The 23,383-nt window shown below is 49.1% G+C and carries 38 protein-coding genes and 1 pseudogene; 20 read left to right on the forward strand and 19 right to left on the reverse strand.

What is annotated here, in order from left to right; translation table 11 throughout:
* Window positions 1–6 precede the first annotated feature (6 nt).
* A complete protein-coding gene (locus AC6I8R_RS11505) occupies window positions 7–663 on the reverse strand; it encodes a putative metallopeptidase (RefSeq protein ID WP_497832287.1) in 657 nt (218 codons plus the stop codon).
* 23 nt (window positions 664–686) lie between these two features.
* Between AC6I8R_RS11505 and AC6I8R_RS11510 the strand changes: the two genes are divergently transcribed.
* The gene (locus tag AC6I8R_RS11510) at window positions 687–1,076 is read left to right on the forward strand and encodes a hypothetical protein (protein WP_497832288.1); all 390 of its coding nucleotides are present in this window, start codon (window positions 687–689) and stop codon (window positions 1,074–1,076) included.
* Between the two features lie 39 nt (window positions 1,077–1,115).
* Here the strand turns inward: AC6I8R_RS11510 and AC6I8R_RS11515 are convergent, their stop codons facing one another.
* The 6 genes from AC6I8R_RS11515 to AC6I8R_RS11540 form a co-directional block, all read right to left on the reverse strand.
* Window positions 1,116–1,475 carry a PM1101 family membrane protein gene (locus AC6I8R_RS11515; protein WP_497832289.1) on the reverse strand — a complete coding sequence of 120 codons (360 nt, stop codon included), beginning with the start codon at window positions 1,473–1,475 and terminating at the stop codon, window positions 1,116–1,118.
* 122 nt (window positions 1,476–1,597) lie between these two features.
* Window positions 1,598–1,840, reverse strand: coding sequence for a DUF1378 family protein (locus AC6I8R_RS11520; protein WP_497832290.1), 243 nt, complete (start codon window positions 1,838–1,840; stop codon window positions 1,598–1,600).
* Window positions 1,837–2,097 (reverse strand): Rz1-like lysis system protein LysC, encoded by a 261-nt coding sequence (gene lysC / locus AC6I8R_RS11525; RefSeq protein ID WP_497832291.1) that lies wholly within the window; start codon window positions 2,095–2,097, stop codon window positions 1,837–1,839. Before lysC ends, AC6I8R_RS11520 begins: the two co-directional genes overlap by 4 nt.
* Entirely contained in the window at window positions 1,985–2,377 is a 393-nt protein-coding gene (locus AC6I8R_RS11530) for a DUF2570 family protein (RefSeq protein ID WP_497832292.1), read from the reverse strand. The genes lysC and AC6I8R_RS11530 overlap by 113 nt, the downstream gene beginning before the upstream one ends.
* Window positions 2,374–2,862: a lysozyme gene (locus AC6I8R_RS11535; RefSeq protein WP_497832293.1), complete on the reverse strand. Its 489-nt coding sequence runs from the start codon at window positions 2,860–2,862 to the stop codon at window positions 2,374–2,376. The genes AC6I8R_RS11530 and AC6I8R_RS11535 overlap by 4 nt, the downstream gene beginning before the upstream one ends.
* Before the next feature lie 2 nt (window positions 2,863–2,864).
* A complete protein-coding gene (locus AC6I8R_RS11540) occupies window positions 2,865–3,110 on the reverse strand; it encodes a phage holin (RefSeq protein WP_497832294.1) in 246 nt (81 codons plus the stop codon).
* A 309-nt stretch (window positions 3,111–3,419) separates the two neighbouring features.
* Here AC6I8R_RS11540 and AC6I8R_RS11545 point away from each other — a divergent pair, with 309 nt between their 5' ends.
* Window positions 3,420–3,902, forward strand: coding sequence for a hypothetical protein (locus AC6I8R_RS11545; RefSeq protein ID WP_497832295.1), 483 nt, complete (start codon window positions 3,420–3,422; stop codon window positions 3,900–3,902).
* 157 nt (window positions 3,903–4,059) lie between these two features.
* Here AC6I8R_RS11545 and AC6I8R_RS11550 read toward each other — a convergent pair whose 3' ends face one another.
* The 7 genes from AC6I8R_RS11550 to AC6I8R_RS11580 all read right to left on the reverse strand — a co-directional run bounded on the left by AC6I8R_RS11550 (window position 4,060) and on the right by AC6I8R_RS11580 (window position 8,604).
* Window positions 4,060–4,845 carry an antitermination protein Q gene (locus AC6I8R_RS11550; protein ID WP_497832296.1) on the reverse strand — a complete coding sequence of 262 codons (786 nt, stop codon included), beginning with the start codon at window positions 4,843–4,845 and terminating at the stop codon, window positions 4,060–4,062.
* Between the two features lie 37 nt (window positions 4,846–4,882).
* On the reverse strand, window positions 4,883–5,239 hold the full coding sequence (locus tag AC6I8R_RS11555) for a RusA family crossover junction endodeoxyribonuclease (RefSeq protein ID WP_497832756.1): 357 nt from the start codon (window positions 5,237–5,239) through the stop codon (window positions 4,883–4,885).
* The gene (locus AC6I8R_RS11560) at window positions 5,239–6,621 is read right to left on the reverse strand and encodes a replicative DNA helicase (protein WP_497832297.1); all 1,383 of its coding nucleotides are present in this window, start codon (window positions 6,619–6,621) and stop codon (window positions 5,239–5,241) included. Before AC6I8R_RS11560 ends, AC6I8R_RS11555 begins: the two co-directional genes overlap by 1 nt.
* Window positions 6,618–7,670, reverse strand: a complete 1,053-nt coding sequence (locus AC6I8R_RS11565; RefSeq protein ID WP_497832298.1) for a replication protein — start codon at window positions 7,668–7,670, stop codon at window positions 6,618–6,620. The genes AC6I8R_RS11560 and AC6I8R_RS11565 overlap by 4 nt, the downstream gene beginning before the upstream one ends.
* A 209-nt stretch (window positions 7,671–7,879) precedes the next feature.
* Window positions 7,880–8,071 (reverse strand): DUF4222 domain-containing protein, encoded by a 192-nt coding sequence (locus AC6I8R_RS11570; protein ID WP_497832299.1) that lies wholly within the window; start codon window positions 8,069–8,071, stop codon window positions 7,880–7,882.
* The gene (locus AC6I8R_RS11575; protein WP_497832300.1) at window positions 8,058–8,360 is read right to left on the reverse strand and encodes a CII family transcriptional regulator; all 303 of its coding nucleotides are present in this window, start codon (window positions 8,358–8,360) and stop codon (window positions 8,058–8,060) included. Before AC6I8R_RS11575 ends, AC6I8R_RS11570 begins: the two co-directional genes overlap by 14 nt.
* Before the next feature lie 31 nt (window positions 8,361–8,391).
* Window positions 8,392–8,604 (reverse strand): transcriptional regulator, encoded by a 213-nt coding sequence (locus AC6I8R_RS11580; protein WP_497832301.1) that lies wholly within the window; start codon window positions 8,602–8,604, stop codon window positions 8,392–8,394.
* A gap of 109 nt (window positions 8,605–8,713) precedes the next feature.
* Here AC6I8R_RS11580 and AC6I8R_RS11585 point away from each other — a divergent pair, with 109 nt between their 5' ends.
* The 3 genes from AC6I8R_RS11585 (at window position 8,714) to AC6I8R_RS11595 (ending at window position 10,441) form a co-directional block, all read left to right on the forward strand.
* Window positions 8,714–9,409 (forward strand): XRE family transcriptional regulator, encoded by a 696-nt coding sequence (locus AC6I8R_RS11585; RefSeq protein WP_497832302.1) that lies wholly within the window; start codon window positions 8,714–8,716, stop codon window positions 9,407–9,409.
* A 234-nt stretch (window positions 9,410–9,643) separates the two neighbouring features.
* Window positions 9,644–9,742 carry a YoaK family small membrane protein gene (locus AC6I8R_RS11590; RefSeq protein WP_310616665.1) on the forward strand — a complete coding sequence of 33 codons (99 nt, stop codon included), beginning with the start codon at window positions 9,644–9,646 and terminating at the stop codon, window positions 9,740–9,742.
* 276 nt (window positions 9,743–10,018) lie between these two features.
* Window positions 10,019–10,441 carry a hypothetical protein gene (locus AC6I8R_RS11595; RefSeq protein ID WP_497832303.1) on the forward strand — a complete coding sequence of 141 codons (423 nt, stop codon included), beginning with the start codon at window positions 10,019–10,021 and terminating at the stop codon, window positions 10,439–10,441.
* 137 nt (window positions 10,442–10,578) lie between these two features.
* Here AC6I8R_RS11595 and AC6I8R_RS11600 read toward each other — a convergent pair whose 3' ends face one another.
* Window positions 10,579–10,740, reverse strand: a complete 162-nt coding sequence (locus AC6I8R_RS11600; RefSeq protein WP_497832304.1) for a hypothetical protein — start codon at window positions 10,738–10,740, stop codon at window positions 10,579–10,581.
* A gap of 672 nt (window positions 10,741–11,412) precedes the next feature.
* Here AC6I8R_RS11600 and AC6I8R_RS11605 point away from each other — a divergent pair.
* Entirely contained in the window at window positions 11,413–12,003 is a 591-nt protein-coding gene (locus AC6I8R_RS11605) for a hypothetical protein (protein ID WP_497832305.1), read from the forward strand.
* Window positions 12,004–12,015: 12 nt separating this feature from the next.
* Here the strand turns inward: AC6I8R_RS11605 and AC6I8R_RS11610 are convergent, their stop codons facing one another.
* Window positions 12,016–12,414 carry a hypothetical protein gene (locus tag AC6I8R_RS11610; RefSeq protein WP_497832306.1) on the reverse strand — a complete coding sequence of 133 codons (399 nt, stop codon included), beginning with the start codon at window positions 12,412–12,414 and terminating at the stop codon, window positions 12,016–12,018.
* On the opposite strand from AC6I8R_RS11610, the gene AC6I8R_RS11615 reads away from it, so the two are divergent.
* The 14 genes and pseudogenes from AC6I8R_RS11615 to AC6I8R_RS11680 all read left to right on the forward strand — a co-directional run bounded on the left by AC6I8R_RS11615 (window position 12,415) and on the right by AC6I8R_RS11680 (window position 21,342).
* A complete protein-coding gene (locus AC6I8R_RS11615) occupies window positions 12,415–12,819 on the forward strand; it encodes a hypothetical protein (RefSeq protein ID WP_497832307.1) in 405 nt (134 codons plus the stop codon).
* A complete protein-coding gene (locus AC6I8R_RS11620) occupies window positions 12,816–12,950 on the forward strand; it encodes a hypothetical protein (protein WP_497832308.1) in 135 nt (44 codons plus the stop codon). The genes AC6I8R_RS11615 and AC6I8R_RS11620 overlap by 4 nt, the downstream gene beginning before the upstream one ends.
* Entirely contained in the window at window positions 12,941–13,150 is a 210-nt protein-coding gene (locus AC6I8R_RS11625) for a hypothetical protein (RefSeq protein WP_497832309.1), read from the forward strand. The genes AC6I8R_RS11620 and AC6I8R_RS11625 overlap by 10 nt, the downstream gene beginning before the upstream one ends.
* Window positions 13,119–13,793 carry an exodeoxyribonuclease X gene (gene exoX / locus AC6I8R_RS11630; protein ID WP_497832310.1) on the forward strand — a complete coding sequence of 225 codons (675 nt, stop codon included), beginning with the start codon at window positions 13,119–13,121 and terminating at the stop codon, window positions 13,791–13,793. The genes AC6I8R_RS11625 and exoX overlap by 32 nt, the downstream gene beginning before the upstream one ends.
* A 1-nt stretch (window position 13,794) precedes the next feature.
* Window positions 13,795–14,460 (forward strand): ATP-binding protein, encoded by a 666-nt coding sequence (locus AC6I8R_RS11635; protein WP_497832311.1) that lies wholly within the window; start codon window positions 13,795–13,797, stop codon window positions 14,458–14,460.
* The gene (locus AC6I8R_RS11640; protein ID WP_497832312.1) at window positions 14,460–15,158 is read left to right on the forward strand and encodes a hypothetical protein; all 699 of its coding nucleotides are present in this window, start codon (window positions 14,460–14,462) and stop codon (window positions 15,156–15,158) included. The genes AC6I8R_RS11635 and AC6I8R_RS11640 overlap by 1 nt, the downstream gene beginning before the upstream one ends.
* Window positions 15,159–15,228: 70 nt before the next feature.
* Complete coding sequence (locus tag AC6I8R_RS11645) at window positions 15,229–15,768, forward strand: HD family hydrolase (protein WP_497832313.1); 540 nt, start codon at window positions 15,229–15,231, stop codon at window positions 15,766–15,768.
* A gap of 603 nt (window positions 15,769–16,371) precedes the next feature.
* Window positions 16,372–17,601, forward strand: coding sequence for a GmrSD restriction endonuclease domain-containing protein (locus tag AC6I8R_RS11650; protein WP_497832314.1), 1,230 nt, complete (start codon window positions 16,372–16,374; stop codon window positions 17,599–17,601).
* On the forward strand, window positions 17,588–18,376 hold the full coding sequence (locus AC6I8R_RS11655) for an MAE_28990/MAE_18760 family HEPN-like nuclease (RefSeq protein WP_497832315.1): 789 nt from the start codon (window positions 17,588–17,590) through the stop codon (window positions 18,374–18,376). Before AC6I8R_RS11650 ends, AC6I8R_RS11655 begins: the two co-directional genes overlap by 14 nt.
* A 106-nt stretch (window positions 18,377–18,482) precedes the next feature.
* Window positions 18,483–18,734, forward strand: a complete 252-nt coding sequence (locus tag AC6I8R_RS11660; protein WP_497832316.1) for a hypothetical protein — start codon at window positions 18,483–18,485, stop codon at window positions 18,732–18,734.
* Between the two features lie 251 nt (window positions 18,735–18,985).
* Window positions 18,986–19,111 carry a hypothetical protein gene (locus tag AC6I8R_RS11665; RefSeq protein ID WP_497832317.1) on the forward strand — a complete coding sequence of 42 codons (126 nt, stop codon included), beginning with the start codon at window positions 18,986–18,988 and terminating at the stop codon, window positions 19,109–19,111.
* 105 nt (window positions 19,112–19,216) lie between these two features.
* A pseudogene (locus tag AC6I8R_RS11670) lies at window positions 19,217–19,873 on the forward strand (phage N-6-adenine-methyltransferase); the annotation flags it as partial.
* A 142-nt stretch (window positions 19,874–20,015) separates the two neighbouring features.
* Window positions 20,016–20,288, forward strand: a complete 273-nt coding sequence (locus AC6I8R_RS11675) for an excisionase (protein WP_497832318.1) — start codon at window positions 20,016–20,018, stop codon at window positions 20,286–20,288.
* A complete protein-coding gene (locus tag AC6I8R_RS11680) occupies window positions 20,257–21,342 on the forward strand; it encodes a tyrosine-type recombinase/integrase (RefSeq protein ID WP_497832319.1) in 1,086 nt (361 codons plus the stop codon). The genes AC6I8R_RS11675 and AC6I8R_RS11680 overlap by 32 nt, the downstream gene beginning before the upstream one ends.
* A gap of 316 nt (window positions 21,343–21,658) precedes the next feature.
* Here AC6I8R_RS11680 and AC6I8R_RS11685 read toward each other — a convergent pair whose 3' ends face one another.
* The 3 genes from AC6I8R_RS11685 to copC are packed head-to-tail and all read right to left on the reverse strand — an operon-like array spanning window position 21,659 to window position 23,298.
* Entirely contained in the window at window positions 21,659–22,006 is a 348-nt protein-coding gene (locus AC6I8R_RS11685; protein ID WP_497832757.1) for a YebY family protein, read from the reverse strand.
* A gap of 33 nt (window positions 22,007–22,039) precedes the next feature.
* Complete coding sequence (copD, locus tag AC6I8R_RS11690; protein WP_497832320.1) at window positions 22,040–22,921, reverse strand: copper homeostasis membrane protein CopD; 882 nt, start codon at window positions 22,919–22,921, stop codon at window positions 22,040–22,042.
* A complete protein-coding gene (gene copC / locus AC6I8R_RS11695; protein ID WP_497832321.1) occupies window positions 22,921–23,298 on the reverse strand; it encodes a copper homeostasis periplasmic binding protein CopC in 378 nt (125 codons plus the stop codon). The genes copD and copC overlap by 1 nt, the downstream gene beginning before the upstream one ends.
* Between the last annotated feature and the right edge of the window lie 85 nt (window positions 23,299–23,383).

The following is a 23,383-nucleotide window of genomic DNA, read 5'->3' on the forward strand; positions in this document are numbered from 1 at the left end:
AAAAAATTAAGCCAATCGTAGCATGCATGTGCCGCATGCCCTGGCTATGTCGAGTTTTGCCACTTCAGCCGCTTGGCTGGCGGCGTCGATAATCTGCTGAACCTCTGCGCTGGCACCATAGCGGCGAACGACGCCCACGAACTCTTCAACATCGTGGCCGCGCAACGTTAGCTTTGGTTGGCCCTCGCGCGTGAACTCCGGCGCGCCGAACTCATCAACCTTTTGGGCGATGTGATACATCTCATGCTCAACCAAGGCGCAGAATTCAATATCACTGCATTCAGCGCAGAAGTCGGCGGCCAACGTGATGAGATAATCCGGCACCTCGCCGAACCATTCATACATCTGCTGCTCCATCCGGGCTTTCTGCCAGCCGCCAGCGCGAAACGCCACCTCTTCGGCCTGGCCGAGCACCGTGCGGCCCTTCTTGGAAAACGCCGATGACGCCCACATAACGCGGATGTTGGCATCAATCAGATGTGCATGATCGGGGTTGTGCAGATGACCTTCGGTGGAGTGGATTTGTTGCTCTATCCACTCAAGTACCTCAGGCGCGGGGATCAACATAATGTGAGGGTGAAATTCAGATAAAAAATTCTTCCTAGGGTATGGACGCGGTACTGAATCAACTGAGAAAATTTCCCGCTTGTCAGTGAGTGCCATACTTACCTCTGGAAATGGAAAATATGAAAATTAAATACTTAATAGTTACTGCATTGTCTTTTGCAGTATTCAGTTCTTACGCAGACTGCTGGGTCGTCGGGAATCTGCATGGTATGAGTGCAATCAAATCAGAATCCTATCGCTATTCGGAAGATGCTTTCTCCGGAAAAATATTCCATGTAATTGCTGATAAAAATCACTCTTCCGTCACAGGCAGTGACCTTAATTACGTCGGACTCAATCGCAAGTCAGTTTTAGGTACGTTCCTTAAGGGACAGGGACGCACCGTTGAAACATGGAATATTTCTGATGATGACAAAAAGGTGTTCTACACACAGATGAGAACTGGCTTTATTGATGATTTAGATGGCACAAAGTCTTTTGTCGGTGATGTTTTGGGAAAATGCCAATAAAAAACCGCCCGCAGGCGGTCACAATAATTACTTAACAATTCAGCTTGATTTTCTTTTTAGAACCATTCGTAAATTCTTCCCATCGAAATCTACTTCATCATAGTCCTTAAAGAGCGCCACTAGCAATCCAATTCCTAAAGCGCATGCGGCAATAATTGCAGCAATTTCGAATCCAGTGAGTGCTGCCACCGGCGCGGCAGCAAACATAGACAACCCTCCAGTAACAGGTGCAGCAGCGATTGCGGTTCCAATCAATGCCAATGTTCCCGCCCCTGCATAAGCAATTTTTTTACTTTTTTTGACTTTATTAGCTAACTCACCTTCGATGATTATCATCGAAGATTTATTTTTCCTTGCGGTATCAAGTTCGCTTTTAGTCCTTACCACTACCTCGTTCATAGCTGATTTCTCCCTGTCATAAGTGATTGACAACATCTAGTGAATATCATCGGCTATTGTGCATAAAAGTTTATACATCATCATCAGGCGCACTCTCAAGAATACGCCTTTTGATGACAACTTTATGCCGTGGCAGTCCCTGCAACTACAGGCCCATCAGTTGATGTAGCAGTCGCTGCCGGGGCGTCTGCTGCTATTGACTGCGCTACCTTAAGGCGGGCCTGAACTTCTGCTTCAATCGCATCAGACTTGGCCTGAGCTTTTGCCTTAATGTAGTCTCGGATTTTTACCCAGCCACCAGCGATGAGATATAGCGCGGAAACGATGGTCGAGAACCACAACATGATTGTTTCATAAAAGGTCATTTGGCTTGTTCCTGTCTGGATTGTTCAATGGTACGGATGTCTGCTTTGTCCTTATTGCACTTCTCAATAACATCAAGCAGGTGATCATTTAGGGTCACGCTCTCGCCGTAGGTAAGCTGAGCGGGTATTTCTGGTATCACGCAATCAATTAACAGACTTGCTGGCAGCGGTACGGGTGGAACCTGAACGTATTCGGTTCGCGTGGTCCCGCAACTGCTTAACAGAAATGGCAGGTACAGGCCGCTTAGCGCACTCATCAGCAGACATCGCCTTTTCAATAATTTCGACGCGCTGAGCTGATTCCTGGTCAATTTGCTGTTTCGCATCTGTGTTTGCCTGGGTAATGCCATTGACGATAGAAACAGCCCTCAGAACGTTGGCCGTCACTGTGCTGGCTTGCTTTGCTGCATTCTCAGCAGAATCAGCCCGGTCGCTGTTGCTTTTGAACTGGTAGCCCAGATATGCACCGCCACCAGCCAGACCGATAAGAATGAGCAAGAGCAACACGACGGCACCGGCTTTAATTTCTGCTGTCATGGATTCGCACCCCATAAGCAGATTTCCCGCTCAATCTCGCGGCGATTTACCAGCCCTTTAATCTTCACCCGGTCAACGTAAACCCAACTACGCAGGCCATCGCATGCCTGCTGGTAGCGGCCAACATTGAGATTGCGAAGCACCGATGAATGCTCGAATGCATTAACGCCGACGTTATAGCTAAAACTGATAAGTGCGGCCTTCTGATATGCATTCGCAGGCACCTTTACGGAACGTTCAACAGAGCGGGCAAAGGGCTGGAGGTGTTTTGTCAGGAGAGCATCACATTCTGCGGGGGTGTATGTTTTGCCGGGGATAACATCAGACCCGGTTATGCCCTCGCAGACAGTCCATACACCGCCAACATCGCGATAGGGCTTGTACTCAGTCCCTTCAAGCTGGGGAATAACAGCGGCGGCAATAGCTAATGACCCACCAGCAGCCGCCACGATAATCTTTTTACGCAGCGCCGGAGAAATTGCCACTGTTAATCCTCCTGTGCTGGCGGGGAAATGATGCCGCGCGCGATACCCTCGCGATAGGCTTTTAACATCTGGCGCTTGTACCAGGCATTAACCAGAAATGTTGCGAAACCAATAAATACCCCACTGATTATCGCAACCTGATTCCAGTCGAGGTTTTGTATCCACTGTGACACACCACCTCCGCATACAAGGGTGCCAGACACGCAGTAACTGGCTGCGGAAGCAATTTTGTCAGGCATAATTTTCATCTCTACCCCCTTGAGGGGATTCGCTTTTAGGAATTGAGGAAATTGTGACCACAGCGAACCCGGTTAATAGTCTCACTGTCACCTGAGAAAATTCCCCATTCCCACCAACCGGCAGAATTGCTGTCAGTCACCTTATTGGCCGTGTGCTGTGGCGCTTCAGTAAAAACGCTTCTGCATAACCGCAATTTTGAAATCCGATTTCAGCTCGCGTTAATAAAAATAACCAGCCAAAAGGCCGGGTATGAATTTGTGGTGCGATGTGTTCGATTTGCTTAATATCACAGCAATTTTACTAAGTGAGAAATTACTATGAATGAAGAATTGGATGGATTCGACGCCCCTGAAATTCAGATGCATATTCGGAAAGAGCTTATACGCCGTAACACTGACGTTTACCTTGAATCATTTAGATCGGCAATTCGTCATGGAGAAAATGTATGCAAGGCACTCATGCTAGTTAACGGTGGTGCATCAGTAGCGCTTCTCGCTTTCTTAGGTAATGTCATCAAAGAGTTCAAAAATCCTGAAACATTACACCTTCTGGGCAATTCCATGATGTCATTTGGATTAGGTGTTGTTCTGTCTGTTTTCTGCGCTGGTACCACTTACTTTTCACAAGGCAACTTTACCAATCACGCTGCTACAGGTGAGGAAAGCCATCTTAAAAGGGGGAAAAATTGGACGCTGGTAGCGATCCTCTGCGGATTGTTTTCTGCAATATCCTTTATTTTCGGACTTTATTTTGCGTTCCAATCTCTACAAGCTCAGTTCCCACTTCCAATTGCCAAATAAAAAAAGCGCCAACAGGCTGGTGAAGCCTCAAGGCGCTTTATTTAGTCACAGATTATGCAACTGACCGGATTTGGCGTTGATGAACAGCACACAAAAATCCCATCATTAGCGATGATATTGGGCCAATTTCGTCACAAGGTCAATAAACGAGTTGGACCTAATTGATTTTTTCTAAATTTTCCCGGTTTCTAGTTACCTTCTGAAGCATGTCATCAGCGTGCGCTTCCTCTTTGTGGCACTGGATGATCAGCAGTTCATAGAACGGTTTAAAGCTGCGGCGCCACGTAGGCTCGCTGATAGCCATTACTGCATAACCGGCTGCGCGCCGTACCGTTTCCCCCGGCAACCGGGCATAACCGCGACCAGAGCATTTCGGGCAGGTTTTCATGACCGGTACACCCTGCAAATCGCTTTGCTCTTTATCCAGCACCTTGCCTTTGCCGTGGCAGCGGCAGGCGTTGCTGATTCTCCCTTTGCCGTCGCAGGACGAACACTTAACCCGGACAGACTCTTTCACCTGCCAGTTACCTGGTCGGGACATCACCGATTTCATGCTGAATACATCCGCTTCAGTAAATCTGGTACCGCCGCAACACGGACATTGCCGGGTACTGGCCGCGCTGCGTGAATAATCCTGGTAGGCGAACGTTGCAAGCAATTGCACCAGGTCGCGTTTAATATCGTTTTCGAGTACGGCAATCGCCCGGTAGCGTACCGCCTGACTCAGACCAAAATCAGTAAGCATCTCCACGGCGCGGTCACTGGAAGTGATGCCGTGTTTCGACAGAAACAGCTCAAAACCGAAGCGTGCCTGCGCTTCGGTAAGGCCAAAGGATGCCATCACATCCGTAATGGTCAGGCTGTCACTGGCCGTTGCCCGTGGAGAATCGCTAAACATGGGTGATTTAGGCGCGAAAAATTTGATAGAGCTTTCCAGATTCAATGTGATTCTCCTGATATTTATTGGCGTGGTACATCAGTCAGGTATTGCTATCGATCCGTATTTGTCCCTTCTCCCCCCAAATCTTGGTGATCCGCGCATCCCATACCGCGCTGTCGTCTCTGAACACTGCATCCATCAGCGCTTTAAACATGTTGTCCACATCAGGCTTTTGCAGATGCGGGCGACCAACTAACTCAGCCCTTTTCTTTTTGCTCCAGCTGTCAGGCATCGGTAGGACAAAAGTAATGTGACATCCGGCTGCATGCAGAGTTACGCCCCTCAGGCGAACCTCATCGCAAAACGCCCGGTAACGTAGCACCTCGGGACGTTTCTGGAATTTGTCACGCTGTGTCATACGTGGCTTTCCCAAAGGCTTAATGTCGTAAATCTGGATCAAAAGTCTCTCCTGTCATGCTTGCCACCATAGGCCGGTTTCTCGCGGGCGAGTTGCGCCGCGACAGCCTGGTCGGTGTCGATGAAATGGCCGTTACGGAATTCCTGATAAACAATGCCCTGGGCACCGTGGCGGTTTTTGCCAATGATGATTTCAGCAATGTTGGCCGCCGGGCTGTCGGGGTTGTATGCACCATCGCGATAAATAAACCAGATACCGTCGGCATCCTGCTCAATGCTGCCGCTGTCGCGCAGATCGGCATTAACCGGACGTTTGTTCGGGCGCTTTTCCACATCGCGAGAAAGCTGGCTGAGGCACATCACGGGGGTGTGCAGTCCCATTGCCATCGTCTTCAGGCCGCGAGTGATTTCGCCAATCGCCAGGTCGTTACGTTCGGCTGAGGGTTTTCTGATGAGGCCGAGATAGTCAGCCAAAATGAGCGACAGGCCTGGATAACGCTGCTTATGACGCGTGGCTACTGCCCGGATTTGGTCAATGCTTAGGTTAGTGGCATCGACCACCCACACATCGAGGTTTGCGAGTTGTGCGATACCCATAGAAATTCGGCCCCAATCCTCGTCCTCCAGCTCCTGCGCTTTACGGAGTTTGGAAACCGATAAATTTGAAGCGTTTGCCAGCTGGCGCTCGACAATCTGCTGGCCCTGCATCTCCATGCTGAAAATAAGCACGCCCCGCTTCACCTTCTCCGTGCCGAGGGTGACAGAACGCTGAGCAATGCATTCGGCAATCTTCAGCGCCAGTTCGGTTTTACCCATACCGGGACGAGCCGCAAGGATGATCAGGTCAGTGTCATTCAGCCCACCGGTAATTTCATCGAGTTCGGGTATGCCGGTTTTGACGGTAAAAGAATCTTCCGGATCACTGACACGCTTCTCCAGATTTTCCAGGTAACCATCGAGCAGGTCACTAACACGAACCGGCTGCACTTCATCATCCGTGCGATTGATGGTCATCAGCTCACGCGTGAATGCCTGGATCTGCTCGACTGCCAGATCATGATTTATCGCGCCGGTTATTTTGTCGTAATGCGTTTCCATCAGCCGGGCAAATCCGCTAATCATGGCCTTCTCGTTGAGGCGTTTGGCGTAGCCCTTCAGGTTGGCCGGGCTCGGAACCACTTTCACGGTTTCCATCACATCCGCAAAGATGCCCGGCTCATTGCCCATAGACTCCGCCACCAGCAGCGCGTCAATCATTTTCTTGTGCGTCGCCTGGCGCTTAATCTCGATGTACAGACGGCTGTAGAACGAGTTGGTGAACGCGGTGGATTCAACCGAGTTCAGAACGTCCAAAGCATCGGGCGTCAGGCCGGAACGCAGCAGGCAACCAATCACGCTGGCTTCGAGGTGCAGATCACTCATAGTGCACCTTCCCGGACTTTACGGAGCGTTTCGGGTTTCATCAGGTAATCGAAGTTGGCACGCCAGCCGGTTCCATCGGGACCACCAAAGTGGAAATCTCGGGCATCAGCCATGAAAGCGACAAAGTAGGATCGGAAAGCATCCACGGTCTTTTTCGACATATGTTTGGTTACCAGTTCGCGAATCGCATTCTCACGGTCCCGATCCAGTTCAGCCGGTGCCAGGCGGCCATCGGTGATTTGGTTCCATGCCTCAACAACAGCAGCGCAATCAATATCCACGTAGCTTGCATTCCACGCGGTGGCATCGGCCAGATAACCGTCAAAGCTGTTCACACGGCAGATGCTGACCGGTTTCGCCACGGTGCCATTACGACGCTTCCAAGTCAGGGCAACCCAGCGGATCACCAGCTTCAGGTCAGCAACGGTGTAGGCCGAACGGGCAGAGCGTTCCGTGAGTAAAACGGCAAAGGCTTCGGCAGAGCGGCAGGCAGTGCCTGTGACCTCGTTGTAATACTCCAGGACCTGTTTTGCCTGTGAGAGAACCTCCTCCGAAAATTCCCCCTTCTGGGGGTTAGGGGGATCTGTTTTTACTGTCTTTGGAATAATGTCTTTGGTGTTCCCCTGTTTTGAGGGATTGCTGTCCCCTAATTTGAGGGATTTTTTATCCCCCAATTTGAGGGATTCTCCCTCGTTTTGAGGGATAGACCATTCTGAGACGTTTTTGTTGGGTCCAAACTGGCGACCGTGCTGGATAAGAATGTTCATTGAAACCAGTTGCAGCTTGGCTTCGTTGCAGCGCTTAACGGGGAGTTTGGCAATGCTGGCGATCTGCGAATCGCTGATGCGGTCCATTTTTTTATTCCATCCATAGGTGAGCCGCAGAACGGCAAGCAGCACTTTAAACTGGCGCTTCGTTAAATCAGCACCGGCGTATTCTTCCAGCAGCATATTTGCCAGCCTGGCATACCCGTCATCGGTATCTGCCACACGCTGCTCCTCACGCTCCTGACGGGCGCGAAAATTGATAATTTCGGCGGTGTTACTCATCCCCGGACCTCTCGCGCTTCAGCTGTTTGGCCTGTTCGAGAGCATCACGAAGATGGCGCCCGACGCCGGGCGATATCTGGCGCGCAAACTCATCACGCGCCATGTCTTTATGTACAGTAGTTTCTGGTTGCAGATTACGGCGTTTCTGTCGCATAATTGACCTCGCTTGTGGAAAGCAATGCTGTACCCGGCTGAACAGTTGGCGCTGTTCAGCCTTCCCTCTGAAACTCTCTGAAATACTTCTCGAAGTACCACTTAGGCACGCAACAGTCGTCCGGATACGCTGGCCTCCTGAAAATGACCCATCTGGTCTGACGGTCATATCCAGTGACACGAACGATAATCCCGCGCCGGTCCCGGTATAGCTTGTCGGTTTTAACAACCCTTTCATCCACCAGCACCCCCGTTCTCTGCCCGGAGATGTTCGAGCATCCCGATCAGGCAACGAGCCAAATCGGCTGTCTCATCACCCTTAAAGATCACCATTCCGGATGGCTGCTGGAAATCGAGGGCGGCCAGCAAGCAGCTAGCTTTCTCAATCATTCCGCCGCGGCTTTGCCAGCGGCTGACCTGCGATTTATCCACGCCGAGTTTTTTGGCAACTGCCGTCACCCCCTGGGCGGCAATACGACTGACAATTTCGCTTTCTATATCACGCGCCTTGTTGCGTGACGTTGCGTTTGATTCCATTAGTATTTTTCCTTTATCGATTGGTATGAATTCAGCTGGCTTCCAAAAGTGAAGCGAGATCCGGGCGAATTTGTTTGGCGGTCACCTTTCCACCTGACGCTTTGACGATTTTGATGACGTATTTGGCATCAATTCCGCCGCCATGAAGCCAGCGCCATACTGTTGGCTGAGCCACTCCGCACAGTTCAGCCAGCTTTTTTTGGCTGCCGACAAGATCGATGGCTTCCTGAATAGCTTTATTCATAACTGATACCTTTGAGAATTGATCAATGCAAACAATAGCAATGAGTATTGGTTTTATCAATAGCTATACGTGTTTTGACTGGCAATACTTAGGCGTATAAATTCTGATTATGAAAAATGAAACTCTTGCAGAACGCTTAAACCAAGCCTTACAAATGGCGGGGATGTCACAGGGGGGCTTAGCTAAGGCCTCGGGTGTCGCACAGCCCACAATTTGGCGTTTAACCTCAGGAAATGCCCGTGGTTCGACAAAAATTGTCGAGATAGCCAATGCATTAGGTGTGAGAGTTGAGTGGTTATCATCAGGTGAAGGACCCATGCGTAACAGTGATCCGCTACCTGTGAAGGAAGAATCCAAACCTGTTAACGCAAATGTCTTTCGTATAGATGTGCTGGACTTGACCGTTAGTGCCGGGCCAGGGAGATATATGCTTTCTGAAATGGCAGAGGTTCTTCACGCTATCGAATTCACCACAGAGCATGCCAGATCGCTGTTCGGTAACAGGTCAGCAGAAAGCATCAAAGTAATGACTGTTGATGGCGACAGCATGTCACCAACAGTTATCTCAGGCGATCGGCTGTTCTTCGATGTGTCAGTTCGTGATTTCCGCACAGATGGTGTTTATGCGTTCGTGTATGGGAAGACCTTTCATGTGAAGCGCCTGCAGATGCAAGGCGAAAAACTAGCCGTACTCTCGGACAACCCGTCTTACGAAAAGTGGTATGTGACCGAGACGTCACAGGATCAGTTTTATGTAATGGGAAAAGCACTGATCCATGAATCACTTAAGTACAACAAGTTGTAAGGCTCAGTGGCCCGAACAAGCATTCAGTTAAAGCCACGCTGGGGAGCTGGCAGGAAGAAGTTGCTCAGGGATGAGATTCTCTGGAATGGGGGTAATTGGCATGGCAAAACGGTACTTTAAACCCGCTCCTCTCTGGGTTCCTTTTGCGATAGTCGGATTTGTTTACCTGGAGGTTGCTTTGTTCTTCTTCTGCCCATGAGACGGAAGATATGCTCTGTTAACAAGGATTTTATCATGAAGATTGGCTATCTGTTCCCGGTGGCTATCATCGTAGCCGGAGTTGCATTACTGGTGTGGTTCATCGCAAGCGGGGCTTATGCGCCGGGTGGGTGATGGAAAGCAAGAGAGTACCTGAGAGAGGAATGAAAGGATGGTCATTCTTAATAAGTCGCTCAAAAGGTTGGCTGCGATAGCTGTAACTTTGGCGATGTCCTTACTCCTTACGGGATTTGTGATACACATCTGGTAGGCCGGAAGAGACGTTTTGTTAGCCCCTAGTCGAAATAGCCATGCCGCCTCATGGCAAAGTAAATCATAACAAGCCACGCGGCATTAGTTAGGGCAATAGCTAGCGCAGCAGTAGATAGAAGGTCTGAAAAAGTGAACATAATGGATGTGTTAACCTCTGCAAAATACAGCGACATCATTTCAACTATTGCAATGATTGTAGCGACTATTGCAGTACCTGCAAGTGGTTATTTGAGCTATCACTATGCGGTTAAGGGTGAAAAGCGCAAGGAATGGAACGCCCTGGCTGAGCCGGTTATCGACTATTTCTTCAAGAAGTCGCGGGAGCACAGCAAAGGTCATTTCTATCTTGGCATGGACATTCCTTTCGACAAGATAATCCCTCTCAGACGCAGGTTCTCTAAGAAAGAATCCACTGTTTTTGAGAGAGCGTTTGTACCTTATGTGGAGTTGAGCAATAAATTCAACAACCCCAAAGTTATGAAGCAGGAAGATAAGGAAATCGGCTGCATTGAAGCTGCAAGGCTGGCATCGGCGATTACCAGTGCCATAAAGCTGAAGTAACCAGTGGCCGGAAGACACATTCGGTTAAAGCCAAGCTGGGGCGCTGGTAGCGCTGGAATTATTTCAACCCGGCCACCCCGCCGGTTTTTTTATGCCACGGGCGGCCGCCCCGTCCTGACCAGTTCAGCCGCATCCCTTTAAACCCCCTTCCCAATCACATTCATCTCGTTACGCCTCATCTCTTCCAGCTTCTCAGATAGCGTGTATTCAGCTATACCCTCCCCGCTGAATTTCAGCTCCAGCACCGCCCTGACAATCGCGTTGGCTATCATCACGACCATTTCATTGTCTGGTTTCATGCTCATTCCTGCTCAATTTAAAGCCAATTCAAGTTATCACATTAAAAATAAATTCCTTTCCGTATCAGTCAACTAACCGATAAATGAACAAATTAATACTTTTAGGTATTGATGCAATCAATACTCATTGCTATTGTTCATTCCACAGCACGACGCAGCCCACCGCAGAAAGCTGACCGCTCTTTAACAATTTAACCCGCGTGACAGGCAAGCCGATGCGCTCCTGGCAAACGAAATAGCACCCGATCGGATCGAGGTAAGTGCCGAGTCCATATGCGTATGGTAGGCACAGAGGACTACAAAACGGTGAGCTGATAAGTCACGCAAGTTGAACGCCCCGATGATGGGGCGCTATCAGAGGAGATGAATTATGTAATCGATTAGCGGATTGGGCCGTGGAATGTATTACCAGTAGCAGAGTTGGTTTTAGCAAAAACCGCTGTGGAGCTTAATCCCTGTACCACTCAGATTGAACTGAGAAGCGACTTGAAATCTGCAAATTGAAATAGGGTGCGGCAAGTGCACTTACTGAAAAGACGGTACATATGCGTTGTGCCTGAGTAAGTTCAACAACTGAAAAAGCGCCTAAATCTCCGTTTTTTATAAGGATTATTCATATGAATATATTGTAGAATTGCATAGTAAACTAAACTAAGCATAAGGCTTGAAATAATGACTATGAAAGTTAATAGCATTGCTATTGTAGTTGCTTCTTTTGTTCTGGGCGGATCAATTTTTGGCGCATCTTTGGTTAACAAAGGCTTGGTTCTTCAAAAAGAACAGGTACAGCCAAGAGAGAACATCCTGACCACAACTGTCGGCCATGTGAATTTAGGTAAGGTGTACAGTGAAAGTCGTGGAATGGACATCACCCTTATTAACACTTCAGACAAATCACCGGCAGCCATACATCTGGTCGATGTTGACCCCAACAGTTTTTCGAAAGAACTCCATGATGCCTTAGTGAAGATTGCAAAAGATGTTAATGAAAGCCAGAAACTAACTGGCGATAAGGAAATAAAAGCCGAAAATTTAGTAGGTAACGTAGCCTTCAAGTTAAATATCAAAACTTACATAAAGTACATATCTGAGAATATGCCTATGTATACGCTTATGATTAAAGATGAAGATGTAATAATTGATAAAAATGAACGATTTGAAAGCAAAATCACTGCTGAAGCAGACAGGATAGCAAAGGATAGCTCACAAGCATTTTCAATAAATAGTTTTATTAATGAGCCATCAATTAAACCCAAACAGTAAAAATTTAAATCATCATACATTAATAACAAGGCTGCTTATGCGGCCTTTTTTATTACCTACATTTGAGGCCACTAATGAAAAAATCAATCTCAATTCCAGATAAGAAAGGCGGCGGATAAACCGGGCATCATCCAGGCACGCAACGGAGAGAGCACTGCGCCGAATATCTGGCCAGCACCTGTGTAACTCCCCCTGGCGGTGAGGTAGTGAGGTCGCAAAGGCGACGTTACGGGCAACCCGGCGCAAGGTGGTCAAATGCAGTGCTCTCCCCGTTGTGGTGAATTGCAGTCCATCGAGACAACCAGAAGACCAGCGCCTGGCGCCACAACCCAATAAATGCTGTGTGTAGTTGTTAGCCCCCGCCTCGGGGGCATTTTTTTGACTTTTTCCCAGCAAGCCGAGGTAACTCACATGCAAATCATTCCCAAGCTGACGCGACAGCGCCTCGCTGAGCTGCCGCCCGGCACGCCGATCCGCATCGGTAACCAGAACGTTATTTTCGACCATTGCTCGATTGAGCAGGACTACAAAGGGCATGACGAAACCTTTGTTCACTATATCGACGGCACCGGCCAGCAGCGCAAACACATGGAATTCTCGGTACTCCAGTCCGGAACCGAATTCACCGAATCAGAGCTGTGTGATTACTGCGGGCGTTTCCGGCACCCAGGCGATACAAAACTGGCAGTCATCCGCTTCTGGAATCGCACCGAGCAGCGCAATTTCTGCAATGACAGGGAATGCGCCCGGCTTTATCAGCAATCCATACGTGTCCCGGCAGCGCGGCCGGGCAAACCCCGGAGACGTGCATCATGACCCCTGTCGAACGACTGCAATTCAAATATCGCCTTACTGGCGCTGATTTCCGCCCTCGCCGCCGCACCTGGCTGATTCCTCTCGCAGTAGCCGCGCTTGTCGTGGCGGGGATGTGTGCCGGATGGATGTAACCATTATTCCCACCGAATTCGCCCTGAAAGAGGCGATGCATAACCTGACGCTCGACACGATTTTAACTATCTGCGAGCAGAACCAGATTACCCCGGCTGAGTTGGTGACGCTGGCCCACAGACTGGCGCAGCGCGAAGCGAACGCCGACGCATTCACAGGAGAGTTTTATGTCCACAATCATTCGCGTGATCGACACTGAAACCACCAGCTTTGAGGGTGGTATCTGTGAGCTGGCAAGCGTCGACATCGTCGAAGGTAAAATCTGTAACCCGATGAGCGACTTTGTTAAACCGCCAGAGCCAATCACCGTTGGTGCCATGGCGATTCATCACATTACCAACGACATGGTCACCGACGCCCCGCCGATTGGCGATGTGATTGACCGTTACCTGGGCGCTGATGTTTATGTGGCGCACAACGCCGCTTTTGACCGCCCCAAGCTGCCACAAATCACGGCACCGTGGATCTGCACACTGAAGCTGGCGCGCAAACTTCACGCTGAACTGGAAAGCCATTCAAACCAGTACCTGCGCTATCACTTCATGCTCGATGTAGATGTGCCAGAAGGATTACACGCCCACCGCGCATTGTACGACTGCTACGTCACAGCTGCGTTGCTGCTGCGTCTGAACCGCGATGCGCGATTCACGATTGCCCAGATGCGCGAGATCAGCTCACGCCCTTCTCTGCTTCACACCATGCGTTTTGGCAAACACAAGGGCAAAACGTTCGAAGAGATTGCTGCAAAAGATCCGGGTTATCTGCGCTGGGCACTCGCAAACATGGACCTCGATGAGGATCAAGAATTCACCATGCAACACTTCTTACAGCGGGGTGATTGATATGGGTATTCCGGTACTTATTCTGGGTGACTCAGGTTCTGGCAAGTCAGCCAGTTTAATGCACCTGAACCCGGATCACGGTTTCCTTGTTAACCCTGAAAACAAGCGGCTCCCCTTTAAATCCAGTGGCTGGAAACCGCGAGATTTTACCGCCAAAACCGGCAATGTGTTTTTCACCGATGTGTCGAACGACATTGTCACGATCATCAATTTCGCCCGGCGCGCCGGTAAGCGGTTCGTGGTGGTAGACGATTTTCAGTATGTGATGGGCAACCAGTTCATGCGTCGTCGCAGTGAAAAATCGTTCGAGAAGTTCACCGAGATCGGCGGCGGTGCATGGGACGTGATCCGCGCTGCCCAAGCGGCGGAAGATGACCTGATTGTTTACTTCCTCGCGCATACCGAAGAGACGCCTGCCGGCCGAATCAAGATGAAGACCATCGGCAAGATGCTGGACGAGAAAATCACCGTAGAGGGCATGTTCAGTATCGCGCTGCGCACCGGTGTGACGGATGGCCGCTACTACTTCACCACACAATCCGACGGCACCGACCCGGTGAAGTCGCCGATTGGCCTCTTTGAACAGTTCCAGATCGACAACGACCTGAACGCCGTCGATGCGGCGATCCGGGATTATTACGAACTTAATGACGGAGTAACCGCATAATGCAGCAACCAATTTTCACTTTTGATTCCGAAGCAGCAAAAGCATCCGGCTCAGGCGGTATATCTGAAGGCGGCGCTTACGCTGGCACAATTAAAACTGCTCTTTTCTCCAAATCGCAGGACCCAAATTCGCAATCTGAGTCGATGGAATTTGCACTCGATTCTGATGCAGGCCTGGTCAACTATCTTCGTGTGTCTTACATCGGGCGGGATGGTTCGGCGCTTAAAGGCGGCACAGCGATGATTAACGCCATCATGGGCCTTACGAAAGTAAAAGCACTACACGCAACTGAAGTCGTCAATGATCAGAACGAAACAGAACTTCATTGCCGTGAACTTGAAGGTAAGCCGGTTGGGTTTGTTCTTCAGAAAGTGCTTTACACCAAAAACAACGGCCAGGACGGTTATCGGTTTGAAATCCGCCAGGCATTCGGTGCTAACACCCGCAAGACATTCAAAGAGGCAGCCGAGAATCTGCCTGCCGAAGCGGTTGAAAAGTTGGTTGCATCCCTCACTGACCGCGATGAACGCCAGCAGCAGCCTCAGGGCACCATGAGTGGCATCGGCGGTAATCAGCAACGTTCCATGCTGGGCAGCCAGCAACAGACGCAGTCCCGACTGGCTCAGAACTCAGGTGGACGCAACAACCAGCAGACTCAAACTCAGCAACAGGACTGGGACGACGACATCCCGTTCTGAGGTATGGATTTTGTCAACCGGTCATCATAACCGCCTCGCCTGAGGCGGTTTTCTTTTCTAAGGATTAACAATGAGTCGTGACACCTGGATCATCACGCAATCTGGCAAACACTTCAATTTTCTCAACATGTCGCCAGATGCCATCAACATTGAAGACATCGCCTGCGCGCTGTCGAACCTCTGCCGTTTCACCGGCCACGTTCAGGACTTCTACAGCGTGGCGCAGCACTCAGTACACGTCAGCTATCTGGTACCGCCCGAATTCGCGCTGGAAGCATTGCTGCACGACGCGGCGGAGGCTTACTGCAATGACATCAGCGCCCCGCTGAAGTATCTGCTGCCGGATTACCAGCGAATCATCAAATCAGTTGAAGAGGTGATCGCCGCCAAATACGGTCTGCCACTGGCAATGAGCACTGAGGTTAAGCAGGCGGATCTGGTGATGCTGGCGACCGAGCGGCGCGACCTCGATTTAGATGATGCCCGACCGTGGCAAATTCTGGAGGGTGTTGAGCCTGCTCCGTTCCTGCTTTCACCGTTCAATCCTCGCCAGGCCCGTGTTCTGTTTCTTCAGCGCTACAACGACCTGAAAGGCGGTAACCATGGCTAAAGAGCGTGCACGCGGCATCTCCATCGAATCGAACGCGATTATGTGGATGCGGCGCGCGGGAAATTTACCCAGCGACAAACACCAGTGCACCAGCGCACACGACGGATGAGGTTCTTGATAATCTCACCGAATCATTGTTGAATGCTGATTCAGTGTCGCATCTCAACCTATTATCCAGATATATGGGACAAGGTTGACTGATAATGCCTCCCCCTGAGAAGGCTTCAGAGGTTTATCTGATCCGCAAAGCGGAGTTGGACGAAACATGGGCGAGTCTATGCACAAGTTGCCCGGCTATCGCCACATTAACTATCCAAATAGTGGATTCAAGTAGCACGACCACATCTGCGGCGGAGGGGATTAAAAATCATTTTGGGCATGTCTCTCAGTGACACTCCTCACACAAAGTCACGGTTTAAAATTTGGAAATTTGAATCGACAACTTAAACCATTCACTTCCATATCAGAAAATTTTATACGTTCCATTTAGCGCTTCATGCAGGGTACCCCTTGAAATTTATACAATTTCACATCATAATATTAATCAACCCGAAAAATCATTAAAACACAAGAAGTAAAAGTATAAATCAACATGAGGTTATTATGAGCGACAAGGTTAAAGATATTGAAATAAATGAAGATGACGACTTCGAGGAATTAGATGTTATAAATAGCTCAGTTCCTTCAAGTGCTACAGATAGGACAATTGAGAAACATTTCGCAACTGGACGGCTTAGAGTAATTCAAGATAAAAATGATTTCTTTTTACCACATGTTCTTGATTTCATTGAAGGAAGAAGTTGGGGAAACTTAAACCCTGAGTATCAAAGAAGACTGAGGTGGGATACCGCAAAAAAATCTAAATTAATTGAAAGTTTCATTATGAATGTGCCAGTCCCTCCAGTTTTTCTTTACGAAGAAAATATAGGAAAGTTTGAGGTAATGGATGGCCAACAGAGATTGAACGCAGTTGTTGATTTTTTTCAAGGCAGGTTTGAACTTTCAGGGCTAAAGATTTGGCCATCATTAAATGGTCGCAACTTTTCTCGCCTCCCCCCTTTAATAAGAAAAGGTTTAGAAAGAGCGAAAATATCAGCGATTACTTTAATGTCTGATTCATCTGAAACTGAGGCGAATGCATTAGATTTAAGGGCGCAGGTTTTCGAGCGATTGAATACTGGAGGAGAACGTTTAAATCCTCAAGAGCTTAGGAATTCGCTATATTCAGGAAAATTTAACCGGATGCTTATTGATCTGGCTAAAGAAGAAGCCTTTACTAACTCATGGGAGATACCAAACCATAACGAAAACATATTAAGTGATGGTAGCCCTACTGAGCTTCTTAAAAAAAATTCTCTTTATCGAAAGATGACTGATGTAGAAATAGTTTTACGCTTTTTTGCATTTAAAAATGAAGAGCATATTTCTGGATCTGTACGAAGCATGTTAGATAGAGCTATGATAAGGAATGCTCACGTTTCCGATGATGAAATTGAAAAATATAAGACCGATTTTATCTTGACGCTTAATTTAACTATTGAGTTGTTGGGTGATTCAGCATTCAAAGTTTTCCATACAACGGAAAACAAGCCGCCTCAGCTTTCAAGACCTCTCTATGATGCAGAAATGATTGCAATTTATCATTTGAGAGAAAGACATAGAGAAATCTTACAGAAAAAAGACATAATTAAAGAACGCATATTGCAAGTTACTACAGTTGAAAGTGAACATTATGAATTAATTATTGGCAGAGCCAATACCGCCGCAGCATTAAAAGATAGAATATCCTTTATAAAGGAAATCATTGAGGGAACCTTGAATGAGCAAGGTTGAAACCTCATTGAACTTAGCTAATTTACAGTTTAACGAGATAACATCGAGCATAAGGATTTGGAATAGCTATAAAAACATCTTATTAAAGCATTCAACGGCAATATTCGGTGTGATCTATGATGCCCCTTCAAAAGCCGAACTGACTGCCGCCCTGAAAGAAAGAAGCGTTGGGAGTGACACATTCCATCGTAGTTTATTCATTCAGATTTATAGTATATTTGAATTTTATATAAAGTCAGTAACTGAAGAAATAATTGATGTCATTTGCACTGGAAAAACCAAATATTCATCTTTGACAACGAATTTTAGAGACACCCATTTAGTCCTATCAGCGAAGGTCTTAAGTCATCTTAAGTCAGGCAGCGTAAATGGCATTGCCCATAATTTTTCGGCTACCACGACAAATTTAGGCAACTGCCTGTTAGATGTAATGCCACTTAAATTAAATAAAGAAGTATTTACGCTTCTCATGGGAAACTGCACTCCTGATAGAATTGATGTTTTATTCAGAAATTTAGATTTACCATCGCCTTTTGATGAAAAAACAAGTTCTGTGGGAAAAAACTCAAAGCTACAAAATTTTTTTGGATCTGGAAAATCTGCTGACAATGTTAAAGAAGCGTCTAAAAGACTTAAATCAATGATTGAAAAAAGAAATGACATGGTACACGGAAATATCACCTCAACTGTAAGTCTAACGGAATTGCTACAGGCTTTAGATTTTACCTCTGCACTCGCAGAATCAGTTAATGAGCATATTTGTCAAAATATTTAAGAACTATAATTTTGATAATTTTTAACACACAACATTGCCGCATAACAGGGGATGTCGATTTGGAGATCCCATACTGTATAGTCCCGATTTATCAAAATGAGGAAAAATGATGCCAAGTTGTTTTGTTTTTAGAAATGATGGGCCTGTTATGGATCTGAAAATACACCTAGTTTCACCGGTGTATTACTTTTCAAACATAAGCACTGGAAAAAAGGATGCTTATCGGGTTCATGAGTATGTCAAGGTAGATCCCGAAACCAAAGATAAAGCTGTGTATCAAATCGCTTATGACTCCGAACCATCTGTTGAAGAAATAGAGCGAGCGATCATAGAGTTGAATGCAGTCCCGATAGAATAAAATTGCTCACCATGAACCTGCTCCGGCAGGTTTTTTTACGCCCTCCTCCCCATGAAAAAACGTCTCCGTGCGCACTATGCGCGCCACCAGCCTTTCTACGATGTCGCCGCAATAGCTGTCGTGTGGATCATCCTTCTCATCGCGACACTGACCGCAAAACTTTATCTCCAGTGAGGTGAGGTATGAAAACTCAATTGCCATCGGGAAAGCCTACTGGAGCGGCAGACAGGTTACCTGCTGGTGCTCCGCTTATGACTTCCCGCACCGGTTCACTGGCGGCCGGTGCAATGGCTACCACATGGCTAAAAACTGCTTCGAAAACCGCCTCGGATGCCAGAACTGCAACTGCCTTCATGCTGGCGGCTGCGACGTTGTAAACGGGACAGAAAGCACGGCTGAATGCCCGTATGTGCTGGATTTCTGTTCATACCATCAGATTGATTTAAATGAAAAACCACGCGCTGACAGGAGGTGTCAGAACAATGACCGATAACATCATCAACCCATACTGCGCAGCGCTGGAGGCGCTACGCGCGCAGCCCACCCACAAACTTAAGCAGGTTGGCGATCAGTGGCGCACGCCGGATCCGCTCTGGTGGGGAATCAACTCGATGTTCGGCCCATTCGTGCTGGACCTGTTTGCCGACGCCAGCAATGCCAAATGCGATGCGTTTTACACCGCTGAGGATAACGCGCTGGTGCAGGATTGGTCAGTGCGCCTGGCGCAACTCAGCGGCGCGGCATACGCCAACCCGCCCTACAGCCGCGCCAGCCAGCATGAGGGGAATTACATTACCGGCATGCGCCACATTATCGCCCACACGCTGGCAATGCGCGAAGCTGGCGGTCGCTATGTATTTCTCATCAAAGCAGCAACCGGCGAGGTGTGGTGGCCGGAAGATGCCGATCACATCGCCTTCATTCGCGGGCGCATCAGCTTTGACCTGCCAACATGGTACCGGCCAGAACCGGGACAGCCGGAAGAGTCATCCGCCGGGTTCGGCGCGGCCATCGCGGTATTCGATAAAACGTGGCGTGGGCCAAAGTTCGATTATGTCAGCCGAGACCATCTCGAAACGCGCGGCGCTGCGTTCATGGATCAAATAGAACGCGCCGCGGCGAAGTTACTGCCGGTCAACGATGGGCTGGTGCGCGCCAATTTGCCGGAAATGTGCTTCCCATTAGCTATTCCACGCTCTGCGTGATGAATAGCAACGCAAAATATTCATATATTGCGCTTCGTTGCGCTTAAAACCTGGTAAAAAGACCCAGAGGTAAAACATGGCGAAACTACTCACTTTGCAGGAGTGGGCGGCGGATACATACTCGCGCCCACCTTCCCTTTCCACACTTCGTCGTTGGGTACGGGAAGGCCGTATTTATCCATGCCCCGAGTTACACGGAAGAGAATATAAACTTTCGCCCGATTCAGTTTATGTTGATCCGCGAAAAAGCAAGATGAAGCGCAAACCGGCACACGTTGCCCCACCCAGAAAGGGGTCGCTACTGGAGAAGTTAAAACATGTCGAACAGACCGGAACGGTACGACGCTAATCTGCCAAGGAATCTGACTTATCGAAAGTCCAGGCAGAGTTATTACTGGCGAAACCCCGTAACTGGTCAGGAAATTTCTCTCGGACGCATTTCACGCAGGGAAGCGGTTGCCCAGGCTATCGAGGCAAACAACTATATCGAGGAAAATTATCTTCCTTCGGCACTGCTCGACAGGCTGAAAGAGAAACCAACATTCACTTTCAGCAAATGGCTTGAACGTTACAGTGTCATTCTGGAACGCAGACAGTTGAAGCCGAACACAATGAAGATCCGGAGCAATCAGCTTTCCACACTTAAGGTTGAATTTGGCCGACAGCCAATCGAAGGGATTACCACGCGCGAAATTGCACTGTTTCTTGAAACCTACGTTGAATGCGGTAAGCGGAGTATGGCGGTTGCTCTCCGCTCTTTAATGCTGGACGTTTTCAGGGAAGCTGTCGTGGAGGGGATCATTGAGCGCAACCCGGTAGAGCCAACCAAGACCCCGCCACCAGAGGTTAAACGCGAGCGGCTATCTCTCGATAACTTCATCGCGATCCGCACTGCTGCGGCGTCTATGGGGGGCTGGCTTGAGTGTGCGATGAATATCGGGTTGCTAACCGGGCAGCGGCGTGAAGATATCACCAGGATGAAGTTCAGTGACATTGCAGACGGAAGGTTGTTTATCACGCAGAGCAAGACCAGCCACAAACTGGCGCTGCCGGTGACGTTGCGGCTGGAGATCATCGGTATGGACTTGAATGAAGTGATCGAACGCTGCCGGGTAGGCAACCCTTCCGACAACCTGATTTATTCATCAGTTCGGCGTGGTGGCCGTAAAGCCGGACCGGTTATGCCAGATGCCATGACCGGGGCGTTTGCTGAAGCTCGTGATTTAAGCGGGATTCAGTTCGGGGCAAATCCACCGACTTTCCATGAGATCAGAAGCCTTTCCAGTCGATTATATGAAGTAGAGAATGGAGAGGAATTCGCTCAAAGGTTGCTCGGTCATAAAAACATCGCCATGACCAAAAAGTACCTGGATTCGCGAGGTCAGGAATACGTTATGGTTTAAACCGGATATCGGAAGTTCGGACAAATTTCGGACATTTTCGGACGAATAAAAATAAATCGTTATAAGTCATACACATAAAAAAAGACCGAATACGATTCCTGTATCCGGTCCAGGGAAATGGCTCTTAGAGAGCCGTGCGCTAAAAGTTGGCATTAATGCAGGGCGAGGTCGCCTTGCCTTTTAAAGGTAGACCAAGGGTGATTATTTTCCAGCCAACTGTCACCGGGCGGGCGGAAAGCTGTCGACTCTGTGATCGCGACGGCAGAATACTTGTGGGATGAGGCGCAGCAGGCTCTGCCGCGCCATGCGGCGGGATTTACTTGTCGCAGAGTGCCTGAGCACGGGCGATAATCGGTTCCAGACTCATTTTCTGTCCGGGATGGGCTTTATCATCAGCCTGAATTGAGCTGATCGATTCAGTGGTGCCGCGTCCGGACTTTTGGTTCGCTTCCGCTTTATCATTCAACGGGTAACGCAACAAGGTGCTGGGGTTGATGGCGAACAGCGCTCCCCCCTTCTCACAGCTCAACATGACTTCTTCCCGCGTGAACGGCCACTTGTCTTTGCCAATCTCAAAACGGCTGATGGTGATAATTTCAGCAGCCATCGTCTGGCTGCAAAGTGCCATCAGTACACAAGCTGGAATCAGTTTCTTCAGCAAAATGTCGACCTCATACATTCAATCGGTATCAATGATTCAGGCTGGTGCCAGCGTGGCCAACACGCTGACCAACCCAATTACAGCGATCGCCAGCAGCAGCTCAAGCTGCGTCAGACGAATAAAAAGTGTTGCTGCATCGCTTCCGGCCAGACGAAAACGAGGAACCAACCAGTAGCGGTTAATCACAGCAATGGTCACCATCAACATGACCAGCAACACTTTGACAATCAGCAGCGTGCTCCACCATGTGGGCTGCCATTGCAATGGATCACCGGCAATCAACAGGCTGTTGAACATCCCGGTCAGCAACGCCAGCGCAACCGCCAGATGCCCATAGCGAGAGAAACGCATCATGCTGCGGATGGCATCAGTCCGATGGGCTATGTTGCGTGCGTCGCGCATCAGTAGCAGCAGTGGTAGCAAACCACCACTCCAGAACGCGGCAGAAATCAGATGCAAGGCGTGGTTTGCCTGCTGCAAGCTTCCCAGCCAGCCATCACGCATCGCCGCGTGGCCCACACCCGCTAATGCGATAAGCTGGAGTAATCCGGTCAGTAACAACAATTGCTGACACAACCTGCCTCGAAGCAATAACGCCAACACGCTCGCTAACGCGAAGATAATCTCCCAGCGCCATACCCCGCCAAAACGGGTGCTCAGTACCGCCAGCCAGGTTTCTGCATCGGACACATTGCGCCAGTCACCGCTCATCAGGCCTGTTTGCGTCGCCAGCATTAACACTGCCGCCAGCAAACTCACCAGTGCGCTTAACGCCAGGATGCCACGCAGTCGAAACGCCAGTACCGGACGAAAACGCGCCGGCGCCAGCAGTGCGGTGTAAAACGCACTGCCAGTCAGCAATAACACCGACAAAAAGTGGATCGCCCGCAGGCTAACCCACAACGTGCTTAGCCCCATTACTTCACGCTAAACTGATAACTACCTTTGGTTTTATGACCATCAACCGAGAGCACACGCCAGTTCACCTGATAACTGCCCGTTGGCAGTGGCTGACTCAGCGGTACAATCAGTTGATCATGTTGCTTTGCGTTAATCTGAGCTTTCCCAACCGGTACGGTCTGATTCTGTGCATTGCGGATTTCAACGCCGCTAAATGCCGGTTCGACATCTTCGGTAAACGTCAGAGTTAACGACTTGGGTGAAGCATCAACGGTAGATTTGTCAGCCGGAACCGGCGTCTTAAGGTGGGCATGCGCCAGCGCAAACTGACTGAAGGCCAGCGCGGATGACGCCAGCAACAGCGCCGCCAGGCGGCTTAATCTCGTCTTCTTCATCAGGCTATCCTCTTTTTTACGGCAATCTGCCGCAAGCGTGGCAGCAGGATACGCTGCTGTTCCGCAGGTGTCGATACCTGCAATG

Source organism: Pantoea sp. X-Soil-OKNW-713 (genome assembly GCF_059730685.1).

What these genes read in the sequence shown, in the direction of transcription:
- AC6I8R_RS11505 (WP_497832287.1), bottom strand. Translation starts at nt 663, where the DNA reads ATGGCACTCACTGACAAGCGGGAAATTTTCTCAGTTGATTCAGTACCG.
- AC6I8R_RS11510 (WP_497832288.1), top strand. Translation starts at nt 687, where the DNA reads ATGAAAATTAAATACTTAATAGTTACTGCATTGTCTTTTGCAGTATTC.
- AC6I8R_RS11515 (WP_497832289.1), bottom strand. Translation starts at nt 1,475, where the DNA reads ATGAACGAGGTAGTGGTAAGGACTAAAAGCGAACTTGATACCGCAAGG.
- AC6I8R_RS11520 (WP_497832290.1), bottom strand. Translation starts at nt 1,840, where the DNA reads ATGACCTTTTATGAAACAATCATGTTGTGGTTCTCGACCATCGTTTCC.
- lysC (WP_497832291.1), bottom strand. Translation starts at nt 2,097, where the DNA reads ATGAGTGCGCTAAGCGGCCTGTACCTGCCATTTCTGTTAAGCAGTTGC.
- AC6I8R_RS11530 (WP_497832292.1), bottom strand. Translation starts at nt 2,377, where the DNA reads ATGACAGCAGAAATTAAAGCCGGTGCCGTCGTGTTGCTCTTGCTCATT.
- AC6I8R_RS11540 (WP_497832294.1), bottom strand. Translation starts at nt 3,110, where the DNA reads ATGAAAATTATGCCTGACAAAATTGCTTCCGCAGCCAGTTACTGCGTG.
- AC6I8R_RS11545 (WP_497832295.1), top strand. Translation starts at nt 3,420, where the DNA reads ATGAATGAAGAATTGGATGGATTCGACGCCCCTGAAATTCAGATGCAT.
- AC6I8R_RS11560 (WP_497832297.1), bottom strand. Translation starts at nt 6,621, where the DNA reads ATGAGTGATCTGCACCTCGAAGCCAGCGTGATTGGTTGCCTGCTGCGT.
- AC6I8R_RS11565 (WP_497832298.1), bottom strand. Translation starts at nt 7,670, where the DNA reads ATGAGTAACACCGCCGAAATTATCAATTTTCGCGCCCGTCAGGAGCGT.
- AC6I8R_RS11575 (WP_497832300.1), bottom strand. Translation starts at nt 8,360, where the DNA reads ATGGAATCAAACGCAACGTCACGCAACAAGGCGCGTGATATAGAAAGC.
- AC6I8R_RS11580 (WP_497832301.1), bottom strand. Translation starts at nt 8,604, where the DNA reads ATGAATAAAGCTATTCAGGAAGCCATCGATCTTGTCGGCAGCCAAAAA.
- AC6I8R_RS11585 (WP_497832302.1), top strand. Translation starts at nt 8,714, where the DNA reads ATGAAAAATGAAACTCTTGCAGAACGCTTAAACCAAGCCTTACAAATG.
- AC6I8R_RS11590 (WP_310616665.1), top strand. Translation starts at nt 9,644, where the DNA reads ATGAAGATTGGCTATCTGTTCCCGGTGGCTATCATCGTAGCCGGAGTT.
- AC6I8R_RS11595 (WP_497832303.1), top strand. Translation starts at nt 10,019, where the DNA reads ATGGATGTGTTAACCTCTGCAAAATACAGCGACATCATTTCAACTATT.
- AC6I8R_RS11600 (WP_497832304.1), bottom strand. Translation starts at nt 10,740, where the DNA reads ATGAAACCAGACAATGAAATGGTCGTGATGATAGCCAACGCGATTGTC.
- AC6I8R_RS11605 (WP_497832305.1), top strand. Translation starts at nt 11,413, where the DNA reads ATGACTATGAAAGTTAATAGCATTGCTATTGTAGTTGCTTCTTTTGTT.
- AC6I8R_RS11615 (WP_497832307.1), top strand. Translation starts at nt 12,415, where the DNA reads ATGCAAATCATTCCCAAGCTGACGCGACAGCGCCTCGCTGAGCTGCCG.
- AC6I8R_RS11620 (WP_497832308.1), top strand. Translation starts at nt 12,816, where the DNA reads ATGACCCCTGTCGAACGACTGCAATTCAAATATCGCCTTACTGGCGCT.
- AC6I8R_RS11625 (WP_497832309.1), top strand. Translation starts at nt 12,941, where the DNA reads ATGGATGTAACCATTATTCCCACCGAATTCGCCCTGAAAGAGGCGATG.
- exoX (WP_497832310.1), top strand. Translation starts at nt 13,119, where the DNA reads ATGTCCACAATCATTCGCGTGATCGACACTGAAACCACCAGCTTTGAG.
- AC6I8R_RS11635 (WP_497832311.1), top strand. Translation starts at nt 13,795, where the DNA reads ATGGGTATTCCGGTACTTATTCTGGGTGACTCAGGTTCTGGCAAGTCA.
- AC6I8R_RS11640 (WP_497832312.1), top strand. Translation starts at nt 14,460, where the DNA reads ATGCAGCAACCAATTTTCACTTTTGATTCCGAAGCAGCAAAAGCATCC.
- AC6I8R_RS11645 (WP_497832313.1), top strand. Translation starts at nt 15,229, where the DNA reads ATGAGTCGTGACACCTGGATCATCACGCAATCTGGCAAACACTTCAAT.
- AC6I8R_RS11650 (WP_497832314.1), top strand. Translation starts at nt 16,372, where the DNA reads ATGAGCGACAAGGTTAAAGATATTGAAATAAATGAAGATGACGACTTC.
- AC6I8R_RS11655 (WP_497832315.1), top strand. Translation starts at nt 17,588, where the DNA reads ATGAGCAAGGTTGAAACCTCATTGAACTTAGCTAATTTACAGTTTAAC.
- AC6I8R_RS11660 (WP_497832316.1), top strand. Translation starts at nt 18,483, where the DNA reads ATGATGCCAAGTTGTTTTGTTTTTAGAAATGATGGGCCTGTTATGGAT.
- AC6I8R_RS11665 (WP_497832317.1), top strand. Translation starts at nt 18,986, where the DNA reads ATGACTTCCCGCACCGGTTCACTGGCGGCCGGTGCAATGGCTACCACA.
- AC6I8R_RS11675 (WP_497832318.1), top strand. Translation starts at nt 20,016, where the DNA reads ATGGCGAAACTACTCACTTTGCAGGAGTGGGCGGCGGATACATACTCG.
- AC6I8R_RS11680 (WP_497832319.1), top strand. Translation starts at nt 20,257, where the DNA reads ATGTCGAACAGACCGGAACGGTACGACGCTAATCTGCCAAGGAATCTG.
- copD (WP_497832320.1), bottom strand. Translation starts at nt 22,921, where the DNA reads ATGGGGCTAAGCACGTTGTGGGTTAGCCTGCGGGCGATCCACTTTTTG.
- copC (WP_497832321.1), bottom strand. Translation starts at nt 23,298, where the DNA reads ATGAAGAAGACGAGATTAAGCCGCCTGGCGGCGCTGTTGCTGGCGTCA.